The organism is Oceanobacillus halophilus (genome assembly GCF_003628505.1).
GTDB classification, from domain to species: domain Bacteria; phylum Bacillota; class Bacilli; order Bacillales; family Amphibacillaceae; genus Oceanobacillus; species Oceanobacillus halophilus.
Genome location: NZ_RBZP01000001.1, coordinates 291,097 through 315,087, shown reverse-complemented (window position 1 = coordinate 315,087; position 23,991 = coordinate 291,097). Strand labels below are relative to the sequence as shown.

Genomic DNA, 23,991 nt, shown 5'->3' with positions numbered 1-23,991 from the left:
GTCCTCCTACTAAGTTATTTGATGCTCTACAACACTAAAAATGTAATGAAGGTATGCGTTAACGCTCTTCACTTAACAATTTTTCTATTGTCCCGATTTGATACCCATTTTCCTTTATATTTTTTATCAAACCATCCATTCCTTTTGCAATTGCAGAAGTGGGATGCATTAAAATGGTAGCACCTGGGTGAATTTTACCATTTACTCGGTTTATCATAACATTAACAGATGGATTCTTCCAATCAATCGTGTCTACAGTCCATAGTATTGTTTCCATTTGTAGGTTACTCGCAGTTTGGACAACTTGTTCGCTATAGTTACCACTTGGCGGTGCAAACCATTTAGGAGTTTTATCTGTTATCGCTGTTAAAATTTCATTTGTTTGTGATATTTGCTCCACTATCTTCTGATTAGATAGTCTTGACATATCTGGATGATTATAGGCGTGATTTCCGATAATATGTCCTTGTTCATCTATCATTTTTACCAATTCCGCATTATCTTTAGCCCATTTTCCTTCAATAAAGAAAGTTGCTTTTACATTATTATCATGTAACGCTTTTAAAATATCGGGAATATATTCTGTCCCCCATGAGACATTAATTAAAAATGCTACCATCTTTTTATCAGGGTGGCCACGATATATTGGTGCTGCGGGCAAATCTTCCATTTTAATATCAGGAGGAATTTGTTTATATACTATTAGTGATTCATCAAAGTTCCCATTTTTTTTCATTTTTACATAAGATTTCTCAATATCCACATCTAATCCATTTCTGCCTGGTGTTTTTTTCCACACTTCATCTATGTAAGCATTCTCAGGAGGTTCCTGAAAATCTATGCTTTTTTTCTCAATTTCCTGATATAATTCATCTTCTTTCTTTATTGCTTGTGAGAGCGTTGTGGTTACCTCGTGATTAATTTCTATCGGATTATGAACAGTGCTGTAAGATAGTAACACAATAATAATAAATAAGCATAAATTTATATATTTTTTATAATGATACATCCTCACCCCTCCTCCTTATACAACTGTATGCAGGAGTGGGACAAGGTATGACCTATTGACAGCTAGTGAATAAAAGAAAATCAATAGGAGAAGGACAAATTCACCTTTAAAAATTTGGCTCTTTTCTAAAAAATTGTAGCTTTTAGCATGACCTTACCTTGTATTTTATATAGATTGTTAATATCTTTAATTCAGAATAATGTAGCTATCGCTTACACTTATGATTGATTTGTGCGATTATTCGCTCTGGCAGAATACTTGCGGTTCGCGGGCACGGCCTCAGCCTCCTCGGAAGAAAACCACTTCCTGCTCAGGTCTGGACACGTGCTATTCCCACAGGACAAGGAAGGCTTCGTCAGCATTACATCGCACGAAGAAAATTGCCTTTTATTTTCGAGGAGTCTTCGTATTCTGCCTCCGCTATGTTACATACTCTAAAAATTTCTAAAACTATAGTCCATAATGTCACGTTTGGGGGAGTTTTCCCGTAACAAGAGATATTTCCTAGTTAAAATCAAGCATAGCAGGAACTAAGCGTAGTGTATTTCCGCAGCGAAAGTTAAGCACATTACTCTGAATTCAGATTATCAACAGTTTCTATCAAATGTCAAACTTCAAAAAGCAACAAACTATAAAGTAGAGCCAAAATTTATTACATAAAAAAAGAAACTGTTTGTACAGCTTCTTTCTCATAAATTATTGTTTAGCTTTTTCCTGTCTTTCCTTTTCTTCCTTTATTACGGCTTTTCTGGAAAGATTTACTCTTCCTTGGCGATCAATTTCCTTAACCTTCACTAGAATTTCATCCCCAATGGATACTACATCTTCTACTTTGTTCGTTCGCTCCTCAGCTAGTTCAGAAATATGAACTAATCCATCTTTTCCTTTAAACAGTTCAACGAATGCACCAAATTTTTCAATTCGCTTTACTTTACCAAGATAGATTTGTCCTACTTCTACTTCACGAACAATATCTTCTATAATTTTTTTAGCTTTGTCATTCATTTCAGGGTCAGTGGAGGAAATAAAGATACTTCCATCCTGTTCAATATCAATCTTAACACCAGTTTCATCAATGATTTCATTGATTTGTTTACCGCTTGGCCCAATGACTGAACGAATCTTGTCTGGGTTGATGGACATAGTCAGGATTTTAGGTGCATATCTTGAAAGCCCATCTCTTGGCGTATTGATAGTTGCTAACATAGAGTCTAAAATTTGCATACGACCTTTTTTCGCCTGTGTTAATGCTTCTTCTAATATTTCTCTTGAAAGCCCATCAATTTTTATATCCATCTGAAGTGCAGTTACACCTTTTTCAGTACCAGCTACCTTAAAGTCCATATCTCCAAGAGCATCTTCCATCCCTTGAATATCCGTTAAAATCGTGTAATGTTCTCCTGATTTAACAAGTCCCATCGCAATTCCAGCTACTGGTGATTTAATAGGAACTCCTGCATCCATCATTGCTAAGGTACTTGCACAAATACTAGCTTGCGAGGTTGAACCGTTAGATTCAAGAACTTCAGATACTAATCGGATTGTATAAGGAAATTCTTTTTCCGATGGAACTACTTTTTCAAGGGCACGTTCTCCTAATGCTCCATGACCTATTTCACGACGGCCAGGTCCTCTAATTGGGCCAGTTTCCCCAACACTGTATTGTGGGAAATTATAATGATGCATAAAGCGTTTGGATTCTTCCAAATCTAATCCATCTAAAATTTGAACATCACCTAATGCGCCTAACGTACAAACACTTAAAGCTTGGGTTTGTCCACGAGTAAATAAACCAGAGCCATGTGTCCGAGGAAGCACGTTAACACGTGAAGATAAAGGGCGGATTTCATCTACTTGTCTTCCATCAGGGCGGATTTTTTCAACTGTAATCAATCGTCTGACTTCAGCTTTTACCATCTTGTCCAAGATAGATTTTACTTGACTGATTACTTCTGTTTCTTCTTCTTCATACTCTTGAAGAACTTCATCTTTCACTTGTTGAATAGCTTCTTCACGAGCATGTTTTTCTTTTACTTGAATTGCAGCAACTAATCTTTCTTTAGCATCAGCTTCTACTTTATTTGTTAAATCTTCATCGTTTTCTAGAAGTTTAAATTCTGATTTTTCTACTCCAATTGCTTGAATAATCTCTTCTTGAAAAGCAACAAGACGCTTTATTTCTTCATGCCCAAACATAATTGCTTCAAGCATTGTCTCCTCTGGAACTTCATTCGCCCCTGCTTCAACCATGTTAATAGCATCTTTTGTTCCTGCAACAGTTAAATCGATATCGCTTAGTTCATCTTGTTCAATAGTTGGATTGATAACGAACTCTCCATTAATCCTTCCAACATGAACACCTGCTATTGGCTGTTCAAAGGGAATATCTGATACACATAGTGCAATAGATGATCCGACCATAGCCGCAATTTCAGTTGAACAGTCTTGGTCAACACTCATTACAGTGCTGATAACTTGAACTTCATTTCTGAATCCATCAGGAAACATCGGTCGAATTGGACGGTCAATTAGTCTGGAAGTTAGAATGGCCTTCTCACTTGGTCTTCCTTCCCGTTTAATAAAGCCACCAGGGATTTTCCCGACTGCATATAAGCGTTCTTCGTAATTTACTGTTAATGGGAAGAACGGTAAATCTTTTGGTTCTTTTGATGCTGTTGCTACGGCCAATACAGAGGTATCACCATAATGTACCATACATGCACCATTGGCTTGCTTTGCTAATTCTCCAATTTCTACGGTGAATTTCTTACCGGAAATTTCAGTGGAGAAAACTTGTTTTTCTTCTGCCATTCGATAAAGTGCTCCTTTCATACTACATTCTACCTTACATTTTATAGTTTATAGTCATAATTGTAAATTTTATCCCCTTTAAAACACGGAGAAAAGCTTATATTTATATCAGGGATAGGATCAATAAGTTTGTACTCCTGATATTCCTACATTTATGTATAGTTTGTTTAGATAATAGAAGAAGCAGGATTTCTCCTGCTTCTTTCAACATCATTATCGACGTAAACCAAGTTTTTTAATTAATTCACGGTAACGAGTAACGTCTTTGTTACGTAGGTAATTAAGTAAGTTACGACGTTTACCAACCATTTTTAATAAACCACGACGTGAATGATGATCTTTCTTATGAACGCGTAAATGTTCATTTAACGTATTGATTTCTTCTGTAAGGACAGCGATCTGTACTTCTGGAGACCCAGTATCCGTTTCATGAACTTTATATTCATTGATAACTTCATTCTTACGTTCTTGTGTAATAGCCATTCGGCACACCTCCTATAGAAATTTCAGTATCCCCAATCTCCTAGCAATCGTCGGAGTTTCGTATTGCCAAGGGACGGTTTCACGATTACTAGCATAACGCTTTTAAGGTAAAAATGCAAGAACAAATTATACTATCTTTCAGCAAAATAGTTTCGTATATTTTTCTCGTCCATATCGATTTGATCAATCAATTCTTGAACACTGTCGAACTTTTCTTCATCTCGCATAAATTTATACCATTCTACTGTTAATTCTTCCCCATACAATTCTTTTTTATAATCAAGAATATTAACTTCTACGGACAAATCTTCTTTATCTTCTGTAAAAGTTGGATTAGTACCGATGTTGGCCATTCCATTAAGGATTTCATTATTATATAAAACTTTGACTGCATAAATTCCTTGTTTTGGTAATAATAAATCTGGATCCACTTTAAGATTAGCAGTAGGGTACCCTATTTCCCTACCACGCTGATCCCCTTTAATAACCAATCCATCTAATCTAAAAGGACGATTTAAAAGATAGTTTGCTTCTTCTACTTCTCCATCTTCTAATAGCTTTCTAATCCTTGTAGAACTAACTTTGTCATTTTCAGACATAACTTTAGCAATCGTTGTATATGTAAAAGCTTCTCTTGAATAATTTGATATATTCATCATATTACCACTGCCTTTATGCCCAAATGTATAGTCAAAGCCAGCTACAAGATGTTTTATGTTTAATCCGATAATAAAATGATCGATAAATTCTTGTGGTGACAACTTAGAAAGCTCTTTACTAAATTCGATTATATATAGTCGGTCGACCCCTAATTCTTTTATAATTCTAGTTTTCTCTTTCATGGTTGTAATATATTTTACTTGATGGTTACCTTTTCTTAGAACAACAGAAGGATGTGGGTGAAAGGTTATTACTGCGCTCTCCATCTTTCTTTCTTTCGCTTCCATAATTGCGGACTTTATTACTTTTTGGTGCCCTCTATGTACTCCATCAAAGAATCCTATAGCAGTAACCGTTTCTGGGATATTCATTACTTCTAAGTTATGTGGATAGGTTAACTCAAATGTTCTCATATTCATTCACCTGCACTTTTTCAACTATTAAAAACTCGAATCGGTTTAATTTGTTCCTTGTTTTCGGGATGGATTTGGTAAATTGCAAGAAGTTGTTCTTCATGTATGACTGCAAATGGATCTGGTTTCACTATCTCTTCAGGTCTAGAAAGTTTTTGTCCATTTAAAATCTGAGCCTTCGTTTTTTCATCAACTTTTAATCTACCTAAATGCTCTACTCCTTTTACTATTGGAAAAAGTAATTGATTTTGGTTATTTACTTTTACCGCCTCTTCTATAGTAGCAAAATCTACTGAATTTTTCTCTGAAAAAGAAGCAGTTTCTATTCTTGTTAAATCGGACATATGAGCAGGATACCCTAATTTTTTTCCGATATCAACACAAAGTGTACGTATATATGTACCTTTTGAACAAACAACTTTCAAACGAAAACTATCTATTCCCAGTGACAGCAACTCTATCTCATAAATAGTTACCTGACGCTTGGGTCGCTCCACGGTTTTATTTTCCCGAGCATATTCATATAATTTTTTTCCATTTACTTTAACGGCAGAATACATCGGTGGAATCTGCGTAATTGTCCCTGTGAAATCTTCCAGTACTTCGCGAATCACTTCATCAGAAGGTAATTGACAAACTTTTTTTTCATCAATTACAGAACCTTGAGCATCTTCCGTGTCGGTCGCTGTACCTAACTTCACTTCCGTTATATAAGTTTTCTTTGTATTTGTCAAAAAAGGAACTATCTTGGTAGCTTGACCAATACAAATCGGCAGTACACCTTCAACTTCAGGATCCAATGTACCAGTATGACCAACTTTCTTCGTCTTAAATAGTCGTCTGCACTTCATAACACAATCGTGTGATGTCATTCCTCTTGGTTTCCATAATGGCAATATTCCATCCAACTTGATTCAACTCCATTTGAAGATATTACTATTCTATATTACTAAATCAAGGTCGTTTATATAAAGCATGGAAAAAATCTGACTCGCTAAATACGAGTCAGATTATTCCTTTAAGCTCCAGCATACGTAGTTAGTATACTAAAGATTTTTGTTTATTTGTTTAAATCTCGTAAAATTGCTTCGATGTGGTTTCCATATGCATATGCTTCATCGAATTCAAATGAGAGTTCAGGTGTTTTTCTCAATCGGATTCTTTTTCCAATTTCAGATCTGATAAAGCCTTTAGCTTTTGCCAGTCCGAGCAACGTGTCTTTCTTCTGTTTCTCATCACCCAAAACGGAGATGTAGACAGAAGCCTGTTGTAAATCTCCAGTAACCTCTACATCAGTTACAGTGACAAAACCTACTCGTGGGTCCTTTATCTTTCTAGTAAGTATTTCACCTAACTCTTTTTTCATTTGTTCTGCTACGCGATTTGCTCGTAATTCAGCCATTATATTCACCTCGTAAATACTATAATGTAAGAAGTGATACTTTAAATTCTTTCGACATCCGTAACTGTACGTTCCAGTTCAGGAAACGTGTCAATTACACGTAGCACCTCTTGAATAACTTGTTCAGCATGAGTTAGATTGGTTGAAATTGTAACAATCCCCAACTTTGTACGCTGCCATAAGTCATGATAGTCCAATTCCGTAATAGCTACATTAAAGTCATTCTTTAACCTGGCCATTAATCGTTTAATAATCGAGCGCTTGAACTTTAATGAATGTCCTTCATACATCATACACTCAACCTCGGCATAGACTATCATGATCGAGCAATTTCCTCCATAACGAATGCTTCAATGATGTCTCCAACCTTAATATCATTAAAGTTTGTAATTGTTATACCACATTCATAATTTTGTGCCACTTCTTTAACATCATCTTTAAATCGTTTAAGTGTATCAATTTCACCTTCAAATAATACAACACCATCACGAATGACTCGAACACCAGCATTACGAGTGATTTTACCATCAGTCACATAACTACCGGCAATCGTACCTATTTTAGATACTTTAAATGTTTCACGTACCTCTGCTTGACCGATTACTTTTTCTTCAAATTCAGGATCTAATAAGCCTTTCATCGCTGCTTCGATTTCCTCAATTGCTTTATAAATCACTCGATGAAGACGAACATCTACTTTTTCTCTATCTGCTGAGTTCTTCGTATTTGCGTCCGGACGAACATTAAATCCGATGACAATCGCATTAGATGCAGAGGCCAGGATGATATCTGATTCCGTAATCGCACCGACTCCTGTATGAATAATATTTATTTTAACACCCTCAACATCTATTTTTTGTAAAGAGGAAGACATTGCTTCAGCAGAACCTTGTACATCCGCCTTAATGATGATATTTAGTTCTTTCATCTCGCCTTGTTTAATCTGTTCGAATAAATCATCCAGACTTACTTTTGTTTGTTCACTTCGATTTTGAACAATGGCATCTTGCTGACGAGCCTCACCTATTTGACGAGCTTTCTTCTCATCATTAAAGACTAAGAATTGATCCCCAGCTTGCGGTACATCATGCAAACCTGTGATTTCAACCGGCATAGAAGGTCCAGCTTCTGTCACACGAGCACCAGTATCATTAATCATCGCTCGAACACGACCAAATGTGTTTCCAACCACAATGGAATCGCCGACCCGAAGTGTTCCATTTTGAACGAGTAAAGTCGCAACACTTCCACGGCCTTTATCTAACTCTGCTTCAATCACAGTACCAAATGCATTTGCCTTTGGATTTGCTTTTAATTCTTCTACTTCTGCAACTAAAAGAATCATCTCTAATAGGTCATCAATACCTTCATTTTTGATTGCTGACATATTTACAAAAATTGTACTGCCGCCCCAATCTTCCGGTATAAGTTCATATTCCGTCAGTTCTTGCATTACTCGATCAGGATTTGCAGCTTCTTTATCCATTTTATTGACTGCAACAATTATAGGAACTTCTGCAGCTTTGGCATGATTTATTGCTTCTACAGTCTGCGGCATTACTCCATCATCAGCTGCTACAACAAGAATTGCAATATCAGTAACTTGGGCACCTCGAGAACGCATACTAGTAAACGCCGCATGTCCTGGTGTGTCTAAGAAAGTTATTTTCTTTCCTTCAACTTCTGCTTGATATGCACCAATATGCTGGGTAATCCCCCCTGCTTCACCGGCTGTTACCTTCGTATGACGAATAGAATCAAGCAAAGTAGTTTTACCATGGTCTACGTGACCCATAATAGTCACTACTGCTGGCCTTTCGATTAAATCTTCTTTATTATCTTCTACTACATATTTATCAAAATCAGTATCTTCTAAAATAATTTCTTTTTCAACTTCTACATTGAACTCACCACAGATTAATTCAATTGCATCGTCATCTAAGTCTTGGTTTTTGGTAGCCATTACTCCAAGAAACATTAGCTTTTTAATAATTTCTGCAGGCTCCTTATTTAGTTTTTCTGCTAAGCCACTAACTGTAAGTGTATCACTATAAGTGATTTTTTCAGGTGTTTCTTTTTTTACAACTGGTTGTTGTTGTTTCTGGTTAGGAGCCTTTCCTTTATTTCCTTTTTTAGGACCTTTTTGATTTTTATTTTTATTCCTATTATCCGTGTGGTTTTTGGTTTTAGATCGATTGGTGTTCCCTTTTTTATCTTGTGACTTCTTATTGGAATTTGTATGATTTGCTTCTTGTTTAGCTTTTGGTTGACTATTTTCTTTTTTATTAGCTTTCGCATTAAACTTTTTATTTAATGCTTCTACTGTATCTTTTGAAATGGTGGACATGTGATTAGATACTTCCACATTTATCTCATTTAGATAGTTAATTACATCTTTACTTGTTGTATTATTTTGTTTTGCATATTCATATACACGCATTTTGCTCATACGTTCACCCCCGAAATTAATTACCCGAGTAACGATTTAATCTTATTAGCGAAACCATTATCTAATATAGCTACAGCTACTCTTTGGGATTTTCCAATTGCACTAGATAATGTCTCACGATCATCTACTATTACAAATGGTACATTATAAAACTTACACTTGTCAGTTAATCTTTTTTTCGTTTGTGGACCGACATCATTTGCTAGAAGAACTAATTTTGCTCTATTTTTCTGAATATCTTTTATGATGGTTTCTTCTCCTAAAGAGCATTTTCTAGCTCGGTATGCCAAACCAATCATATTTAAGTAATTATTTTTCATTGGCCTTACCAACAATCATCTTTTTCAAATCCTCATATACGGAAGGACTAACTTCTGTATTTAAATGTCTATTGAGAACATTAGATTTTTCTGCTTGCAGAATAACATCCATATCTCTTGAAAGATATGCCCCCCGGCCATTTTTCTTTCCGGTTGGATCAACAAATACTTCCCCTTCCTTGTTACGAACAATTCGTATAAGGTCTTTTTTGGGCTTCATTTCATTTGTTATAATGCATTTGCGTTCAGGTACTTTTCGTTTTTTCACCACTACCATACCCTCCCTATTCGAACAAATCTTCCTCATCGTAAGAATAAGTTTCTTGGCCTTCTTCTAATAATCCCTCTTCCCTAGCTTCTGACTCACTCTTTATATCAATTTTCCAACCTGTTAGTTTAGCAGCGAGTCTTGCGTTTTGGCCTCGTTTTCCTATTGCTAGTGATAGTTGATAATCGGGTACTACAACTGTTGTTGCCTTATCTTCCTCATCTACCAGTACTTCTACCACTTTAGAAGGACTCAGGGCATTAGAAACATAGACTTTTGGATCCTCAGACCATTCCACAATGTCAATTTTTTCCCCTTTTAATTCATTGACAATCGTTTGAACTCGTTGACCTTTTTGTCCCACACATGAACCTACTGGGTCCACATCAGGGTCTGGAGCATGAACAGAAATTTTTGAACGGTCTCCAGCTTCTCTTGCAACTGACTTTATTTCAACTGTTCCATCATATATTTCTGGAACTTCCATTTCAAACAAACGTTTTAATAAACCAGGATGAGATCTGGAAATAAAGATTTGTGGTCCTTTACTTGTGTTTTCAACTTTCGTTACATAGACTTTGATTCGGTCATGGATATGATATTCTTCCGTGGGCATTTGTTCTGCCTCTGCCAACTTAGCTTCTACTTTTCCTAAATTAACATAAACAAACCGAGAATCCTTACGCTGAATAATCCCAGTCATTACATCCTCTTCTCTATCTATGTACTCAGAGAAAATCACACCTCGCTCGGCCTCTCTGACACGTTGTGTAACAACCTGTTTTGCAGCCTGAGCAGCAATCCGCCCAAAATCTTTTGGTGTTACTTCTACTTCAATAATATCATCAACTTCATGATTTGGGTTCAATTCTCTTGCTTCATCTAAAGAAATTTCCTGTTGTGAATCATCTACTTCTTCTACTACTGCTTTTCTAGAAAAAACACTCATTCTTCCTGTTTCCTCATCAAGCTCTACTCTTACATTGGAAGCAGATTTAAAATTCTTTTTATATGCGGAAATTAGAGCAGCTTCTAAAGCTTCTAAGAGAATTTCCTTTTCAATTCCTTTTTCTTTTGACAAATTGTCTAACGCGTCAAATAATTGACTGCTCAATTTTCTTATCCCCCTTTTAGAAAACATTCGTCCGTTACGAATGTATTATTTTAATAAGATTTATCCTTGAACCTGATATGGTTCAAATGCAGCAACTTTTATACTGTCACCGTGTTAAAACACTACCGCAAGTCTTGCTTTAGCAATTTTCTCAAAAGGTATTTCAACTTGTTTCGTTCGTGTTTTTTCTTTGTACTCTATTGTCAGCATATCATTGTTAAATTCTTTAAGAATTCCTTCATACTCTTTATTACCATTAATTTGTTCGTAGAGTTTAAGATAAACATTTTGATTAATATTTTTTTCAAAGTCTTCCTTTGACTTTAATGGTCTCTCAACACCTGGAGAGGAAACCTCTAAAAAATATGGATCTTTTATCGGATCAGCTTTATCCAATTTATCACTTAATTGTTCAGATACTTCGCCACACTCTGTTATATCAACACCACCAGGTTTATCAATATACACACGCAGAAACCAGTTTTTTCCTTCTTTTACATATTCAATATCGACTAATTCCAAATCCTTCCCTTCTAGAATTGGTTGGACTAATTTTTCAGCCGTTTCTGTAACTTGAGAACTCATCATAATCCTCCTTTGTCAAAAGATGTATTTGTTTGATTATGTTGTTCAAAGCTCCTATTCCTGTTAACTAATACAAATTTCAAGTCTTTAGCGAAATATTATCAAAAATCATAACTTCAAGCTACCAGATACTCCGAATGTAGTTTGTACGTCGCTGCCTAAACGCATCGCTTTCTTTCTTATTATGAACCAAGCTGACAAATACTATCTATTCAATATAAAACCCCTGCCTAAATTGATGGCAAGGGAGAAGCACAGTTCATGAAGGATAGGTATGAAGAAAGAGTGGGCAAAAACCCACTCTTTTAACAATTCGTATCATTGCTTACCAATAAAAATATATCATAAAATAGTATTCGTTGCAACAATTTCCATTTTTAAGTGCTCTACAGCAAAAACTACTAGTTAAAGGTTGTAGATTCACTTGGCAAAAGTAACAATATATGTATGTGTTTTCTTCACTTGGTTTTTCTTATGTTTTTTATTACTTATCTGAGATGATATAATCTTTCAAAGCTTGCTGTAATGTAGCTCTTACCTCTGCTTTCCCCTTAAATGATGTATCTATGTTTACAATATTTTTTACAACATCTGGACGGATTCCTGTTAAGATTGTTTTACAACCCATCATTGAGATTCCATCTAATAATTTAGTAAAGAGATGCACTGCTTCGTCATCCATCCTTGCAATGCCCGACAAATCCATAATAAGAGTTTGAATACCTTTTTCTCCAATTTCCAATAATACCTTTTCTTCCATAGTATTTGCACGCAATTCATCCATTTTTCCAATCAATGGTAAGATACTTTCTTTAGAAGATATGGGAATTATGGGAACGGAAAGGTTTTCTACCAACTTTCTTTGCGTTTCCAGTAATTCATCTTTAAAATTAGAATAACTAATAAAAAATCCTTTGAAGAATTCATCCATTAGACGGTTCGTTTCTTTAGTCATCATAAAAAAATCTTTACTATTTATGCTTTTATCACTTAATTTGTCATATTCATATAAAAACTTCCATAACGTAGTTCGGATTGCTTGTATCCACTCCAGCTTAAACGCAAGGGTTAAGTTGTGCTTAGCCCATGCAATTCCCTCTTGTTTGCCAAAGGATATAACTTCTGCTTCTCTGTTATCAACTACGTACAATACAACTTTATGAGCATTTTCCAATAAATTAATATTCCCTAATAATTTAATTTCTTCTATCTTATCTTTTACATTTATAGCTTCATTTAACAGTTCATCTTCAAATGCCCATTGATTTTCTATTAAAAATTGTTTAACTCCGTTATCTGCATTAAAACTTAACTTCAAAATATCCACTCTCCTAACTAGGCTGACATAAAATCATTTGTTTAAAAAATGCAAATAATTGCTAGATTATATATTATAGCACAAGTTGATAAATACAAAAATTTTTATCCCTTATTTTTCCATCTATACATATAAGAAAAAAGCAAGCGATCACGCTTGCTTTTTAGAGGACTTGATCAAAAAGGCGTTGCCACAGGACGGACAATTGTAATCTGTATCTCCCGATTCGAACTAACCTAAAACAAGGATAATTGATTTTTTTCTGCCATACCTTCCAGACATCCGAGATTATCAAGATATTCTAACACTGTTTTCGAAATCCTGCTTCGTTCTCTTAAGTCTTCTTTGGATAGGAATTCTCCATCCTCACGTGCTTTTACAATATTAATGGCAGCATTAGTACCTAAACCATCAACTGCATTAAATGGAGGGATTAAACTGTCGCCATCCACAATAAAGTCGGTTGCGCTAGATTTATAAAGGTCTACTTTTTTAAATGAAAATCCACGTTCACACATTTCAAGTGCAACTTCTAGCACGGTCATTAAGTTCTTTTCTTTTGGTGAAGCATCATTTCCTTTTGCTGCTATACCTTCAATTCTATTCCTAATTGCTTGAGAACCTTTTGCCATCGTTTCTAAATCGAAATCGTCTGCTCTAACGGAAAAATAGGTTGCATAAAATAGGATCGGATGATGTACTTTGAAATAAGCAATACGAATTGCCATTAATACATATGCAGCTGCATGGGCTTTTGGAAACATGTACTTAATTTTTTTACAAGATTCAATATACCAATCTGGTACATCATGCTTTTTCATCTCAACAATCCATTCATCTTGCAGACCCTTTCCTTTACGGACGAATTCCATAATTTTAAATGCAAGTGAAGGTTCTAGTCCTTTATGCATTAAATAAACCATAATATCATCACGGCAACCAATTACATCTGCTAATTCACAAATTCCTTGATCAATTAATTCTTGAGCATTTCCTAGCCACACATCTGTTCCATGGGACAAACCTGAAATAATTAGTAACTCAGAAAACGTAGAAGGTTTTGTGTCTTCTAGCATCTGTCTTACAAATTTCGTTCCGAACTCAGGAACCCCTAATGTCCCTGTTTTACAATTGATTTGATCAGCTGAGACACCTAATGCTTCTGGACCTGAAAATATTTTCATAACCTCTTTATCATCTGTAGGAATCGTTAATGGATCTATTCCGCTTAAATCCTGTAACATCCTTATAACCGTTGGATCATCGTGACCCAGTATATCTAGTTTTAAAAGATTATCATGAATAGAATGGAAATCAAAATGGGTAGTTCTCCATTCACTATTGCGATCATCTGCTGGAAACTGAATTGGTGTAAAATCATATATTTCCTTATCTTCTGGAACTACGATGATACCTCCCGGATGTTGTCCAGTGGTTCGCTTTACTCCTGTACACCCTTTTACTAAACGATCTACTTCAGTATTCTTGTATACAAAATTATTATCAGATGCATATCCCTTCACATAGCCATAAGCAGTCTTTTCAGCAACAGTACCAATCGTTCCAGCACGATATACATAATCGATACCAAACAGTTCTTTCGTATAATTATGTGCCCTTGGCTGGTAAGCACCTGAGAAGTTTAAATCAATATCAGGTACTTTATCCCCTTTAAACCCAAGGAATGTTTCAAATGGAATGTCTTGTCCATCTTTCGTTAATGATGTTCCACATTCCGGACATGCCTTATCAGGTAAATCAAATCCGCTCCCTACTGAACCATCGTTAATAAATTCATTATAGTGGCATTCCATACACACATAATGTGGGGGTAGTGGATTTACTTCTGTAATTTCCGTCATCGTTGCGACTAATGATGAACCTACTGATCCACGGGAACCTACGAGGTAACCATCTTCTAATGATTTTTTTACTAGCTTTTGCGAAATTAAGTAGATAACAGCAAATCCATTACCGATAATACTATCCAACTCTTTTTCTAAACGATCACTAACAATTTTTGGAACTGGATCTCCATAAATACTCATCGCCCGATTATAAGAGAGGTCTCTTATTTCTTGTTCAGCACCATCAATGGTTGGTGTAAATAATCCATCCTTAACTGGGGCTATTTCATCAATTTGTTCGACTATCTCATTCGTATTTTTTACAACAATTTCTTTTGCCTTTTGCTCACCTAGAAAGCTAAAGCAATCCAGCATTTCATTTGTAGTACGGAATGGAGTATCGGGTAATGTTTGACGATTTAGCGGATTACCTGCCTGTGATTTAATTAATATTTGTCGATATATTTTATCATGTTCATCAATGTAATGAACATTCCCTGTGGCTACTACAGGCTTATTCATTCGATCTCCTAAGTCAACTAGCTTCGTTAATATATCATAGATTTGTGCTTCGTTTTGCACCAATTCTTTCTCAATTAAATGAACATAGTTGGCTGGTGGCTGGACTTCAATATAATCATAGAACTCAGCAACTTTTTCTGCCTCTTCTGCAGACTTTTGCATCATGGTTTCAAAGACTTCCCCTTTATCACAAGCTGTGCCTACCAAGATACCTTCCCGATATTTTCGTAACAAAGAACGCGGTATTCTTGGTACACGATAAAAATAATCAATATGGGCATGTGATACAAGCTTATAGAGGTTCTTTAATCCTACTTCTGTTTTTGCTAACAATGTACAATGGAATGGTCTGGAACGCTGATATGCATTCCCTTCCCCCATATGATTATTCAATTGATTGTGATTGATGATATTCATGGATAGTAACTTCTTAACTTGTTTCCAAAGAATATACCCAGTTGCCTCCGCATCATAGATAGCTCGGTGGTGCTGTGTTAGTTCAACATCCAAATGTTTGCTTAACGTATTCAGACGATGGTTTTTCAACTCAGGATACAGAAATCGTGCAAGTTCTAATGTATCAATAACTGGATTACTTGCTTTTTCATAATCAATTTTTTTGAAACCTTGATTGAGGAACCCCATATCAAAACTTGCATTATGTGCTACTAGTATGGAGTCTTCCATCCAAGCATGGAAATCCTTTAATACTTCCTCTACTTCTGGAGCATTTTGTACCATATCATCTGTTATTCCGGTTAAGTCAATAGTGGTTTGTGATAAAGGATGATGTGGGTTTGCAAAGGCTTCAAAACGATCAACAATATCCCCTTTATGAATTTTCACCGCTGCTAATTCAATAATTGTATCATAAACCGCGGACAGTCCAGTGGTTTCAACGTCAAATACAACATAGGTTGCAGACTCTAAATCAACATCATGTTCGTTATAGGCAATTGGTACACCATCATCAACCAAATTCGCTTCAACACCATATAATACTTTAATATTATTTTTCTTACCTGCTGCAAAAGCTTCTGGGTAACCTTGTACACCAGCATGGTCAGTAATAGCGACAGCTTTATGCCCCCATTTTGCTGCTTGAGAAATTAAAGCTTCTGGGGAAACCACTGCATCCATCTGGCTCATTGTAGTATGTGCGTGTAATTCTACTCGTTTTTCATCTTCTGGAGATACGTCTTTTCTCGACTCTACTTTAACTTCATGAATGTCATTTGCCATCATGGATAATTCGTTTGTGTACATGTCTGTCTGGATACTACCTCTGGCCTTAATCCACATACCTTCTTTAGCTGACTTAAATTTCGCCGCGTCTTCATCACCTTTAGAAAACATTTTAATTGTTAAAGAATCTGTATAATCTGTGGCTTTTAAAATTAATAAACTTCTACCTGAACGCAATTCTCTAATTTCTGAAGAGAATATATATCCTTGTACAACAACACGACGTTCTTCTTCTAGAATATTTTCCATTTGAATAGCTTCGTCTTGAATCTTGTATCCAAGCATTAATGGTTTATTATCATCATGACTTGCTTTTTCTTTATCTCTTTTCTCCTTTTCCTGTACTGTTTTTAATACTTTCTGTTGATCTTCCATTGCTGTTTGCTCTTTAAATTTCTCTAGCACTGCCATATCTGGTTTTGCTTCAATTTCCAAAGGATAAGACAGCATCCCAACCTTTTTACAATACACTTTAAAACTATCTTCTAACCTTTTTTTCAGAGCACTTGCTTCTGCATCATTTCTCGCAGTTAACATAATCTTATTATTTGCAACCTTTGGTGTCTGATTGTGAACTAAATCCTTATATGCTGGAGAAAGGTTCGGTATAGAAGCTATAAAATTTTGCCAATAACCAATAATTGTTTCTTCTTCACATACATTGTTTTCTACATCTATTGACAATTCAACTTGAGCTATAGGTTCGAATGTTTCTTTTAGTTTTGAGGTAAATAAAAGATATATAGTTGGTGGTAACACTTGTTTAAGATGAATATAAAAATGCCATTTTTTCGTCTTTTTGTATACTTCTAACTTATCAAGGTAACTTTCAGAGAAATATTTAAGTATATCTTCTTCAGGTATTTTCAATTGCTCTAGCAATAAACCCATTTTTTCTTTTTTCGTAATATCCATTTATTTAATATCCCCCTAGAAAAGGTGTTTCTTATAGTAGTATCTCTGATTATATGATGAAAAGTAAAGGATTAATTATTACCAAAAATAGCTTATAATCATGGAGAACCCTTGCCACTGTCGACAAGGGTTCTTCTAACCGTTATTTCATATAATCCTTACAGGAATAAACGTTGAATATCATTCCACGTAACAACAATCATTAATAACATGAGAAAGGCAAATCCAATAAAGTGAAAAATTCCTTCCTTTTCTGGTGGAACTGGTTTACCACGTAACTTTTCAACTCCGACAAATAGTAAACGACCACCATCTAGCGCGGGTAATGGAACTAAATTCACTATACCTAAGTTTACACTTAACATTGCAGTCCACATAATTAAGTTCATAAAGCCAGATTGAACTACTTCATCTGTTGCATCATAAATCCCAACAGGACCTGACAAAATTTCAAGTGGTACCTGACCAGTAATTAACATACCTAAATTAGTTAATACCATTCTGGTAATTTGGTAAGTCTGCTCAAATCCATATTGTAATGTACCAAGTATTGATTTCTCGAAGCCTTGGTATACGCCAATTTGACCAACTAGAATGGTTTCACCTTGCTGATTCATCGCTTCTACTTCTCTGGGAACGACCGTGATTGCCTCTTCTTTTCCATCTCTAAGTACCGTCATATCCAGTTCTTGACCTGGATTATCACGAACAATGGAAGTAAATTCCTCCCAGGTTGAAATAGAATTGTCCCCTATTCTTATAACCTCATCGTTTGCCATCATACCAGCCTCTTCAGCTGGTGTATCAGGTTGAATTTCACCCATTTTTGCTTCATCTACTGGAATACCTTGTACAATTCCTAAAATCACAAAAAGGAAAATAGCGAGTACAAAGTTCATTAATGGACCAGCAAATAATTGCATAGCCTTTTGTCCTGCTGTCTTTGAGGCAAATTGGCGATCATATGGAGCTATTTGTGTTTCCCGTTCATCCATGATAAAAAAGGCTTTAGAATCCACTTCAAAGCGAAGTCTCTCATCTTCATCATCAATCTCATAGCCTTCGATGATTAAATCATGATCCAAATCTACATGTTCCACTTCTATCACTCTTGCATTTGGATGCTTTGATTTATTATTAACTATAATTTTATCTACTTTTCCAAATTCATTAAATTCTAGCCCTACATGATGGCCCGGTTTTAATTCAATTATCTCCGGATCTTCTCCTGCCACTCGAACGTAACCACCAGCAGGAATTAGACGAATCGTGTATAAGGTTTCATTTCTGGTAAATGAAAAAACTTTTGGACCAAAACCAATTGCAAACTCTCGTACAAGCATTCCAGCACGCTTTGCAAATATCATATGTCCCCACTCATGAACAAACACAAGTAAGCCAAACATAAATATAAACGCAATAACAGTGGTCAAAAAAAGCACATCCTTTACTGGTAAGATACTAAATGAAATATCGAAACTAACATGACATTTTTAGTTAAGTTTAACCTGTCTATAATTATTTGTTCAAGTTTAAAACACGTAATGAAAAAATTAATTGTCTTCTTAACCAGAAAAAAACTGGATAATATGTAACAACGGAAGAACAAATAATACACTATCAAAGCGATCTAGGATTCCTCCATGACCTGGCAATATTTTACCAGAGTCCTTCACACCATAGTTACGTTTCAAGGCCGATTCGACCAAATCACCTATTTGTCCAAATATAGATGCAACAATCGTAACTACTACAACTATTAATAAATGATGTGGAAAGGGATTAATCAGATGAAATATAAATGTCACAACACATGCTAGTATTATTCCACCTATAGCGCCCTCTATCGTTTTATTTGGACTTATGGTTGGCCATAATTTCCTCTTACCAAAGGCTCGTCCGAAAAGATATGCTCCAGTATCTGTTGACCAAACAATTAGAAAAGCAAAGAAAATATTTTTCAAACCTTCAGCTGCTGAACCATCTCTGGTTTCCAGTAAATAAAAAAATCCTATTCCAACATAGAAGGTTGACAAAAGAATGAACCCTACATGATCAAACGTAAATTTATTTTTAACTAATACAGTATAAGCCAGTAGCAAAAGAATTATGAGAGTTACCCATTCAAACTTAGGATAGTTGGATAAAAACGCAGCATCACGGATTAATATTATCCATAACATGAGAACAGCTAAAATTGTTGGAAACAAATAACCTTCCGTTTTTCTCATATGAATTAATTCTAACAATCCTATCGTTGCAATAAGATAAATAAACAACTCAAATGGCCAGTCCCCGATAATAACAAAAGGAATGAAGATAATTAGTGCTACTAATGCTGTAATTGTCCGTTCTTTCATACACTAATCACCATCCTATAATCCACCATATCGTCTTTTTCGCTGTTCAAATTCATGCAATGCTTCCCATAATACATTCTCATCAAAATCTGGCCATAAAACATCTGTAAACCAAAATTCTGTATAAGCAGATTGCCAAAGTAAAAAGTTACTTAAACGCTGTTCACCACTCGTACGTATTAATAAATCTGGATCCTGTAACCCATCTGTATATAAATACCTGGAAAACAGGTTTTCATCCAACGAATCCATTGCTATTTTGGAACAATCAATGTCGTTTACAATGTGTTTGATTGCTCGCACAATTTCAGATCGCCCTCCATAATTTAAAGCAAAGTTTAATAACATCCCATCATTATTCTTCGTCTTGTCAATAGCATACTGTACTGCCTCTTTCGTATGTTGTGGTAAATCATCGAATTCACCAATTGTTTCTATTTTTACATTGTTCTCCATTATTTCTGGTAAGTAAACATGCAAAAATTCCTTTGGCAGTTTCATAAGAAAATCTATCTCTGTCTTGGGACGCCTCCAATTTTCTGTAGAAAATGCAAACAAAGTAAGCACTTCAACGTTCGCTTTTGCAGCTGCTCTAACAACCCTATTAACGGCATGTACACCTTCTTTATGCCCTGCTACACGAGGTAATCCTTTACTCTCAGCCCAGCGGCCATTCCCATCCATAATAATAGCGACATGTCTTGGTATATTTTCTAGTTCACTCTGGTTTTCTTCTTTTTGTTTCTTTTTTAAAAAAGGAATCTTCATAGACATAATTTGTCCTCCGAATATTGTTATTGCATACATTCCTTTTACTAATATTATGAGGGAAAAAGGAAATATATTACGTACCTTTTATAATGTATGTTAGCAATCATTCATTTTGACTATATTATAACTTTATATTGCTACGAATACAAAAGCCCCCTTATAGAAGAGGGCTTTTACTTATTTTACACTTTAATTCTGTATAAATAAAGATACTACAAGAAAAAATTAAACTTCCATTATTTCGTCTTCTTTATTTTTGCTCAGTTGGTCAATCTTATTAATGTGATTATTTGTTTCTTTTTGAACTTCATCTTGAAGATTTCTTAACTCATCTTCAGTGATATCACCGTTCTTTTCTGCCTTTTTCAGTTGATCATTCGCATCTCTGCGGACATTTCTAACCTGAATACGGTATTCTTCAGCATACTTCCCAACTACTTTAACTAAATCTTTCCGTCTTTCTTCCGTTAACGGTGGAATGCTGATACGTATTATATTTCCATCATTTGATGGTGATAGACCTAAGTCCGCTTTTTGGATCGCTTTTTCAATATCTGAAAGTGCCGATTTATCATATGGAGTAATAACTAACATTCTTGCTTCTGGTGCAGAAACGTTTGCTAGCTGGTTAAGTGGTGTAGACGCACCATAATAATCCACATAAACACTATCAAGTAAATTCGGATTCGCACGTCCTGCTCTTACCGTTGCTAAACTTTTCGAGTAAGCCTGGACAGCTTGAGCCATTTTTTCACGCATTGATTTTAAAATTGCTTCTGACATCTTTTATTTCCCCCTTATAACTGTTCCTATGTTATCGCCTTGAACAACCTTTTTAATATTTCCTTCTTCTGTAATAGAAAAGACAATTAACGGAATATCATTATCCATACACAGGGAAGAAGCGGTAGAATCCATTACACCGAGACCCTCATTCAACATTTCCATATAAGATAGGCTTTCATATTTTTCAGCATCTTTATTCAACTTAGGATCATCCGTATAAACGCCATCAACATTATTTTTAGCCATCAAGATCACTTCTGCTTCCACTTCAGCTGCTCTTAATGCTGCCGTAGTATCTGTTGAGAAATATGGATTCCCTGTACCAGCTGCAAATATAACCACACGTTTCTTCTCAAGATGACGTATAGCTTTCCTTCTTATGTATGGTTCTGCAACTTGACGCATTTCAATTGATGTTTGGACACGAGTTGGTATCCCAATTGTTTCTAAACCATCTTGAAGCGCAAGTGAGTTCATAACCGTTGCTAGCATTCCCATATAATCAGCAGTAGCACGATCCATTCCCATTTGACTTCCGACTTTTCCACGCCATATGTTGCCACCACCGACAACTACGACTACTTCAACTCCTAATTCAACAACTTCTTTCACTTGACTAGCTATTGACTGGATTACTTTAGGATCTATACCATACCCTTGGTCTCCGCTTAATGCTTCTCCACTTAATTTTAACACAATTCGACGGTATCGTGCTGATGTCATAATAACCTCCAAGAATTTGATATATTTATGTTGTATGCTTACATGAGGAAATAGGGAACAAAACACATGTTCCCTATCAACTATTTATTATTTTTTAATTTGACTCATTACTTCATCCGCAAAGTTTTCTTCACGTTTTTCTAGGCCTTCGCCAACTTCATAACGAACAAAACCTTTCACAGATGCACCTTTATCTGCAACATATTTTTTAACTTTTTGATCAGGGTCTTTAACAAAGTCCTGCTCTAATAAACAAATTTCTTGGAAGAATTTGCCTAAACGACCTTCAACCATTTTTTCAACAATTTTCTCTGGTTTTCCTTCATTTAATGCTTGTTGTTTTAACACTTCGCGCTCATGACTTACTTCTTCCTCACTTACAGCATCACGAGAAACATAACGTGGGTTTACTGCAGCTACGTGCATAGCTATATCTTTTCCAAGTTGCTCATCATTTGTGCCTTCAAGTAAAGTCAATACACCAATGCGGCCACCCATATGTAAGTAAGCACCAAATGCATCATTATCTGTTTTTGTAAAGATAGTAAAACGTCTTAAAGTAATTTTTTCGCCAATTTTAGAAACAGCAGTATTAATATAAGATTCTAACGTGTCTCCATCTCCATGAAGTTTTTGTTGTAATGCTTCTTCTACGTTAGCTGGCTGTTGTTTAACCAAATGCTTACCTAGTTCAGATAATAATTCTTTGAACTGATCATTTTTAGTAACAAAGTCTGTTTCACAGTTTACTTCAAGTAAAACTGCATTATTATTATCAACTTCTATATGTGTAAGTCCTTCTGCAGCGATACGATCTGCTTTTTTCGCAGCTTTCGCAATTCCTTTTTCACGTAGGAAATCTACTGCTTTTTCCATATCACCATCAGTTTCTTGAAGTGCTTTTTTACAGTCCATCATACCTGCACCAGTTTTTTCACGTAGTTCTTTAACCATTTTTGCAGTAATTGCCATGATATTTCCTCCTTATATTGTACGTATAAATATTCTTTTAAAAAAGGTGATAAAAGGCTCATATCCTCTTATCACCCTCACCTTTTTAAAATTACTCTTGATTTGCAACTGCCTCTTCAGCAGGTTGTTCTGATTGAACTTCTTCAGTAACTTCCCCTTGTTTCACTTCTAAAATAGCATCTGCCATTTTTGAAGTCAAAAGTTTAACAGCACGGATTGCATCATCATTTGCTGGAATTACATAATCAATTTCATCAGGATCACAGTTAGTATCCACAATTCCGATAATTGGAATGTTTAATTTATGTGCTTCAGCTATTGCAATACGTTCTTTACGTGGGTCAATAACAAATAAAGCATCTGGAAGACTCTTCATTTCTTTAATTCCACCTAGGAATTTAACAAGACGTTCTTTCTCTTTTAGTAAGTTTACCACTTCTTTTTTAGGTAAAACTTCAAATGTACCGTCTTCTTCCATACGCTCAATGTCCTTTAGACGATTAATACGTTTGCGAATTGTTTGGAAGTTAGTAAGCGTTCCACCTAACCAACGTTGGTTTACATAGAACATACCTGAACGTGTTGCTTCATCGCGAACAGAGTCTTGTGCTTGTTTTTTCGTACCGACAAAAAGAATAGAACCACCATTTGCCGCGATATCTTTTACGAAATTATAAGCTTCATCAACCTTCTTAACTGTTTTTTGTAGGTCAATGATATAAATACCGTTACGTTCTGTGAAAATGTATTTTTTCATTTTCGGATTCCAACGGCGTGTCTGATGTCCAAAATGCACACCAGCTTCTAAAAGTTGCTTCATAGAAATTGCTGACATAAATATTTCCTCCTAATTGGTTTTTTTCCTCCGTTTAGATCATTTTTATATAGAGACCATATTAAAATAAACACAGCACCGACCATATAAATCACTAAACGTGTGTTTTTAATCTCACTTTTTCGTATCTACAAAACATGAGCATTTACACCAAAAATTAATATAACATATCAAGGTTATGGA

21 protein-coding genes are annotated in these 23,991 nt (G+C 35.4%); all 21 read right to left on the bottom strand.

The features are described 5' to 3' along the window. Positions 1–58: 58 nt before the first annotated feature. The 21 genes from D8M06_RS01605 to rpsB all read right to left on the bottom strand — a co-directional run bounded on the left by D8M06_RS01605 (position 59) and on the right by rpsB (position 23,808). Positions 59–1,009, bottom strand: a complete 951-nt coding sequence (locus tag D8M06_RS01605; protein WP_121202608.1) for a polysaccharide deacetylase family protein — start codon at positions 1,007–1,009, stop codon at positions 59–61. A 696-nt stretch (positions 1,010–1,705) separates the two neighbouring features. Then, positions 1,706–3,820, bottom strand: coding sequence for a polyribonucleotide nucleotidyltransferase (gene pnp, locus D8M06_RS01600; protein ID WP_121203072.1), 2,115 nt, complete (start codon positions 3,818–3,820; stop codon positions 1,706–1,708). Between the two features lie 213 nt (positions 3,821–4,033). Further along, on the bottom strand, positions 4,034–4,303 hold the full coding sequence (gene rpsO, locus D8M06_RS01595) for a 30S ribosomal protein S15 (protein ID WP_121202607.1): 270 nt from the start codon (positions 4,301–4,303) through the stop codon (positions 4,034–4,036). Positions 4,304–4,434: 131 nt separating this feature from the next. Then, entirely contained in the window at positions 4,435–5,376 is a 942-nt protein-coding gene (locus tag D8M06_RS01590; protein WP_121202606.1) for a bifunctional riboflavin kinase/FAD synthetase, read from the bottom strand. 20 nt (positions 5,377–5,396) lie between these two features. Beyond that, positions 5,397–6,284 carry a tRNA pseudouridine(55) synthase TruB gene (gene truB, locus D8M06_RS01585; RefSeq protein ID WP_121202605.1) on the bottom strand — a complete coding sequence of 296 codons (888 nt, stop codon included), beginning with the start codon at positions 6,282–6,284 and terminating at the stop codon, positions 5,397–5,399. A 152-nt stretch (positions 6,285–6,436) separates the two neighbouring features. Continuing rightward, positions 6,437–6,778, bottom strand: coding sequence for a 30S ribosome-binding factor RbfA (rbfA, locus tag D8M06_RS01580; protein ID WP_121202604.1), 342 nt, complete (start codon positions 6,776–6,778; stop codon positions 6,437–6,439). A gap of 41 nt (positions 6,779–6,819) precedes the next feature. Next, positions 6,820–7,098, bottom strand: a complete 279-nt coding sequence (locus D8M06_RS01575) for a DUF503 domain-containing protein (RefSeq protein WP_121202603.1) — start codon at positions 7,096–7,098, stop codon at positions 6,820–6,822. Continuing rightward, positions 7,095–9,227, bottom strand: coding sequence for a translation initiation factor IF-2 (gene infB, locus D8M06_RS01570; protein WP_121202602.1), 2,133 nt, complete (start codon positions 9,225–9,227; stop codon positions 7,095–7,097). The genes D8M06_RS01575 and infB overlap by 4 nt, the downstream gene beginning before the upstream one ends. Positions 9,228–9,247: 20 nt before the next feature. After that, entirely contained in the window at positions 9,248–9,547 is a 300-nt protein-coding gene (locus D8M06_RS01565) for a YlxQ family RNA-binding protein (RefSeq protein WP_121202601.1), read from the bottom strand. Continuing rightward, on the bottom strand, positions 9,537–9,824 hold the full coding sequence (rnpM, locus tag D8M06_RS01560) for an RNase P modulator RnpM (RefSeq protein ID WP_421904012.1): 288 nt from the start codon (positions 9,822–9,824) through the stop codon (positions 9,537–9,539). The genes D8M06_RS01565 and rnpM overlap by 11 nt, the downstream gene beginning before the upstream one ends. A gap of 7 nt (positions 9,825–9,831) precedes the next feature. Continuing rightward, entirely contained in the window at positions 9,832–10,929 is a 1,098-nt protein-coding gene (gene nusA / locus D8M06_RS01555; protein WP_121202599.1) for a transcription termination factor NusA, read from the bottom strand. A 114-nt stretch (positions 10,930–11,043) separates the two neighbouring features. Then, positions 11,044–11,514: a ribosome maturation factor RimP gene (rimP, locus tag D8M06_RS01550; RefSeq protein ID WP_121202598.1), complete on the bottom strand. Its 471-nt coding sequence runs from the start codon at positions 11,512–11,514 to the stop codon at positions 11,044–11,046. 484 nt (positions 11,515–11,998) lie between these two features. Further along, complete coding sequence (locus D8M06_RS01545) at positions 11,999–12,832, bottom strand: STAS domain-containing protein (RefSeq protein ID WP_121202597.1); 834 nt, start codon at positions 12,830–12,832, stop codon at positions 11,999–12,001. A 236-nt stretch (positions 12,833–13,068) separates the two neighbouring features. After that, a complete protein-coding gene (locus D8M06_RS01540) occupies positions 13,069–17,361 on the bottom strand; it encodes a PolC-type DNA polymerase III (RefSeq protein WP_121202596.1) in 4,293 nt (1,430 codons plus the stop codon). A gap of 158 nt (positions 17,362–17,519) precedes the next feature. After that, entirely contained in the window at positions 17,520–18,794 is a 1,275-nt protein-coding gene (gene rseP / locus D8M06_RS01535; RefSeq protein ID WP_121202595.1) for an RIP metalloprotease RseP, read from the bottom strand. A gap of 132 nt (positions 18,795–18,926) precedes the next feature. Next, positions 18,927–19,721, bottom strand: coding sequence for a phosphatidate cytidylyltransferase (locus D8M06_RS01530; protein ID WP_121202594.1), 795 nt, complete (start codon positions 19,719–19,721; stop codon positions 18,927–18,929). A gap of 15 nt (positions 19,722–19,736) precedes the next feature. Continuing rightward, entirely contained in the window at positions 19,737–20,495 is a 759-nt protein-coding gene (locus tag D8M06_RS01525; protein WP_121202593.1) for an isoprenyl transferase, read from the bottom strand. A gap of 222 nt (positions 20,496–20,717) precedes the next feature. After that, positions 20,718–21,275: a ribosome recycling factor gene (frr, locus tag D8M06_RS01520; protein WP_121202592.1), complete on the bottom strand. Its 558-nt coding sequence runs from the start codon at positions 21,273–21,275 to the stop codon at positions 20,718–20,720. A 3-nt stretch (positions 21,276–21,278) separates the two neighbouring features. Further along, positions 21,279–22,001: a UMP kinase gene (gene pyrH, locus D8M06_RS01515; RefSeq protein WP_121202591.1), complete on the bottom strand. Its 723-nt coding sequence runs from the start codon at positions 21,999–22,001 to the stop codon at positions 21,279–21,281. Between the two features lie 87 nt (positions 22,002–22,088). Further along, positions 22,089–22,973 (bottom strand): translation elongation factor Ts, encoded by an 885-nt coding sequence (gene tsf, locus D8M06_RS01510; protein WP_121202590.1) that lies wholly within the window; start codon positions 22,971–22,973, stop codon positions 22,089–22,091. Positions 22,974–23,064: 91 nt separating this feature from the next. Continuing rightward, the gene (gene rpsB, locus D8M06_RS01505) at positions 23,065–23,808 is read right to left on the bottom strand and encodes a 30S ribosomal protein S2 (protein ID WP_121202589.1); all 744 of its coding nucleotides are present in this window, start codon (positions 23,806–23,808) and stop codon (positions 23,065–23,067) included. Between the last annotated feature and the right edge of the window lie 183 nt (positions 23,809–23,991).

What these genes read in the sequence shown, in the direction of transcription:
- D8M06_RS01540 (WP_121202596.1), bottom strand. Translation starts at nt 17,361, where the DNA reads ATGGATATTACGAAAAAAGAAAAAATGGGTTTATTGCTAGAGCAATTG.
- tsf (WP_121202590.1), bottom strand. Translation starts at nt 22,973, where the DNA reads ATGGCAATTACTGCAAAAATGGTTAAAGAACTACGTGAAAAAACTGGT.
- rimP (WP_121202598.1), bottom strand. Translation starts at nt 11,514, where the DNA reads ATGAGTTCTCAAGTTACAGAAACGGCTGAAAAATTAGTCCAACCAATT.
- rnpM (WP_421904012.1), bottom strand. Translation starts at nt 9,824, where the DNA reads ATGGTAGTGGTGAAAAAACGAAAAGTACCTGAACGCAAATGCATTATA.
- rbfA (WP_121202604.1), bottom strand. Translation starts at nt 6,778, where the DNA reads ATGGCTGAATTACGAGCAAATCGCGTAGCAGAACAAATGAAAAAAGAG.
- pyrH (WP_121202591.1), bottom strand. Translation starts at nt 22,001, where the DNA reads ATGACATCAGCACGATACCGTCGAATTGTGTTAAAATTAAGTGGAGAA.
- D8M06_RS01575 (WP_121202603.1), bottom strand. Translation starts at nt 7,098, where the DNA reads ATGATAGTCTATGCCGAGGTTGAGTGTATGATGTATGAAGGACATTCA.
- D8M06_RS01530 (WP_121202594.1), bottom strand. Translation starts at nt 19,721, where the DNA reads ATGAAAGAACGGACAATTACAGCATTAGTAGCACTAATTATCTTCATT.
- frr (WP_121202592.1), bottom strand. Translation starts at nt 21,275, where the DNA reads ATGTCAGAAGCAATTTTAAAATCAATGCGTGAAAAAATGGCTCAAGCT.
- infB (WP_121202602.1), bottom strand. Translation starts at nt 9,227, where the DNA reads ATGAGCAAAATGCGTGTATATGAATATGCAAAACAAAATAATACAACA.
- pnp (WP_121203072.1), bottom strand. Translation starts at nt 3,820, where the DNA reads ATGGCAGAAGAAAAACAAGTTTTCTCCACTGAAATTTCCGGTAAGAAA.
- D8M06_RS01525 (WP_121202593.1), bottom strand. Translation starts at nt 20,495, where the DNA reads ATGTCTATGAAGATTCCTTTTTTAAAAAAGAAACAAAAAGAAGAAAAC.
- D8M06_RS01605 (WP_121202608.1), bottom strand. Translation starts at nt 1,009, where the DNA reads ATGTATCATTATAAAAAATATATAAATTTATGCTTATTTATTATTATT.
- D8M06_RS01565 (WP_121202601.1), bottom strand. Translation starts at nt 9,547, where the DNA reads ATGAAAAATAATTACTTAAATATGATTGGTTTGGCATACCGAGCTAGA.
- rpsO (WP_121202607.1), bottom strand. Translation starts at nt 4,303, where the DNA reads ATGGCTATTACACAAGAACGTAAGAATGAAGTTATCAATGAATATAAA.
- rpsB (WP_121202589.1), bottom strand. Translation starts at nt 23,808, where the DNA reads ATGTCAGCAATTTCTATGAAGCAACTTTTAGAAGCTGGTGTGCATTTT.
- D8M06_RS01590 (WP_121202606.1), bottom strand. Translation starts at nt 5,376, where the DNA reads ATGAGAACATTTGAGTTAACCTATCCACATAACTTAGAAGTAATGAAT.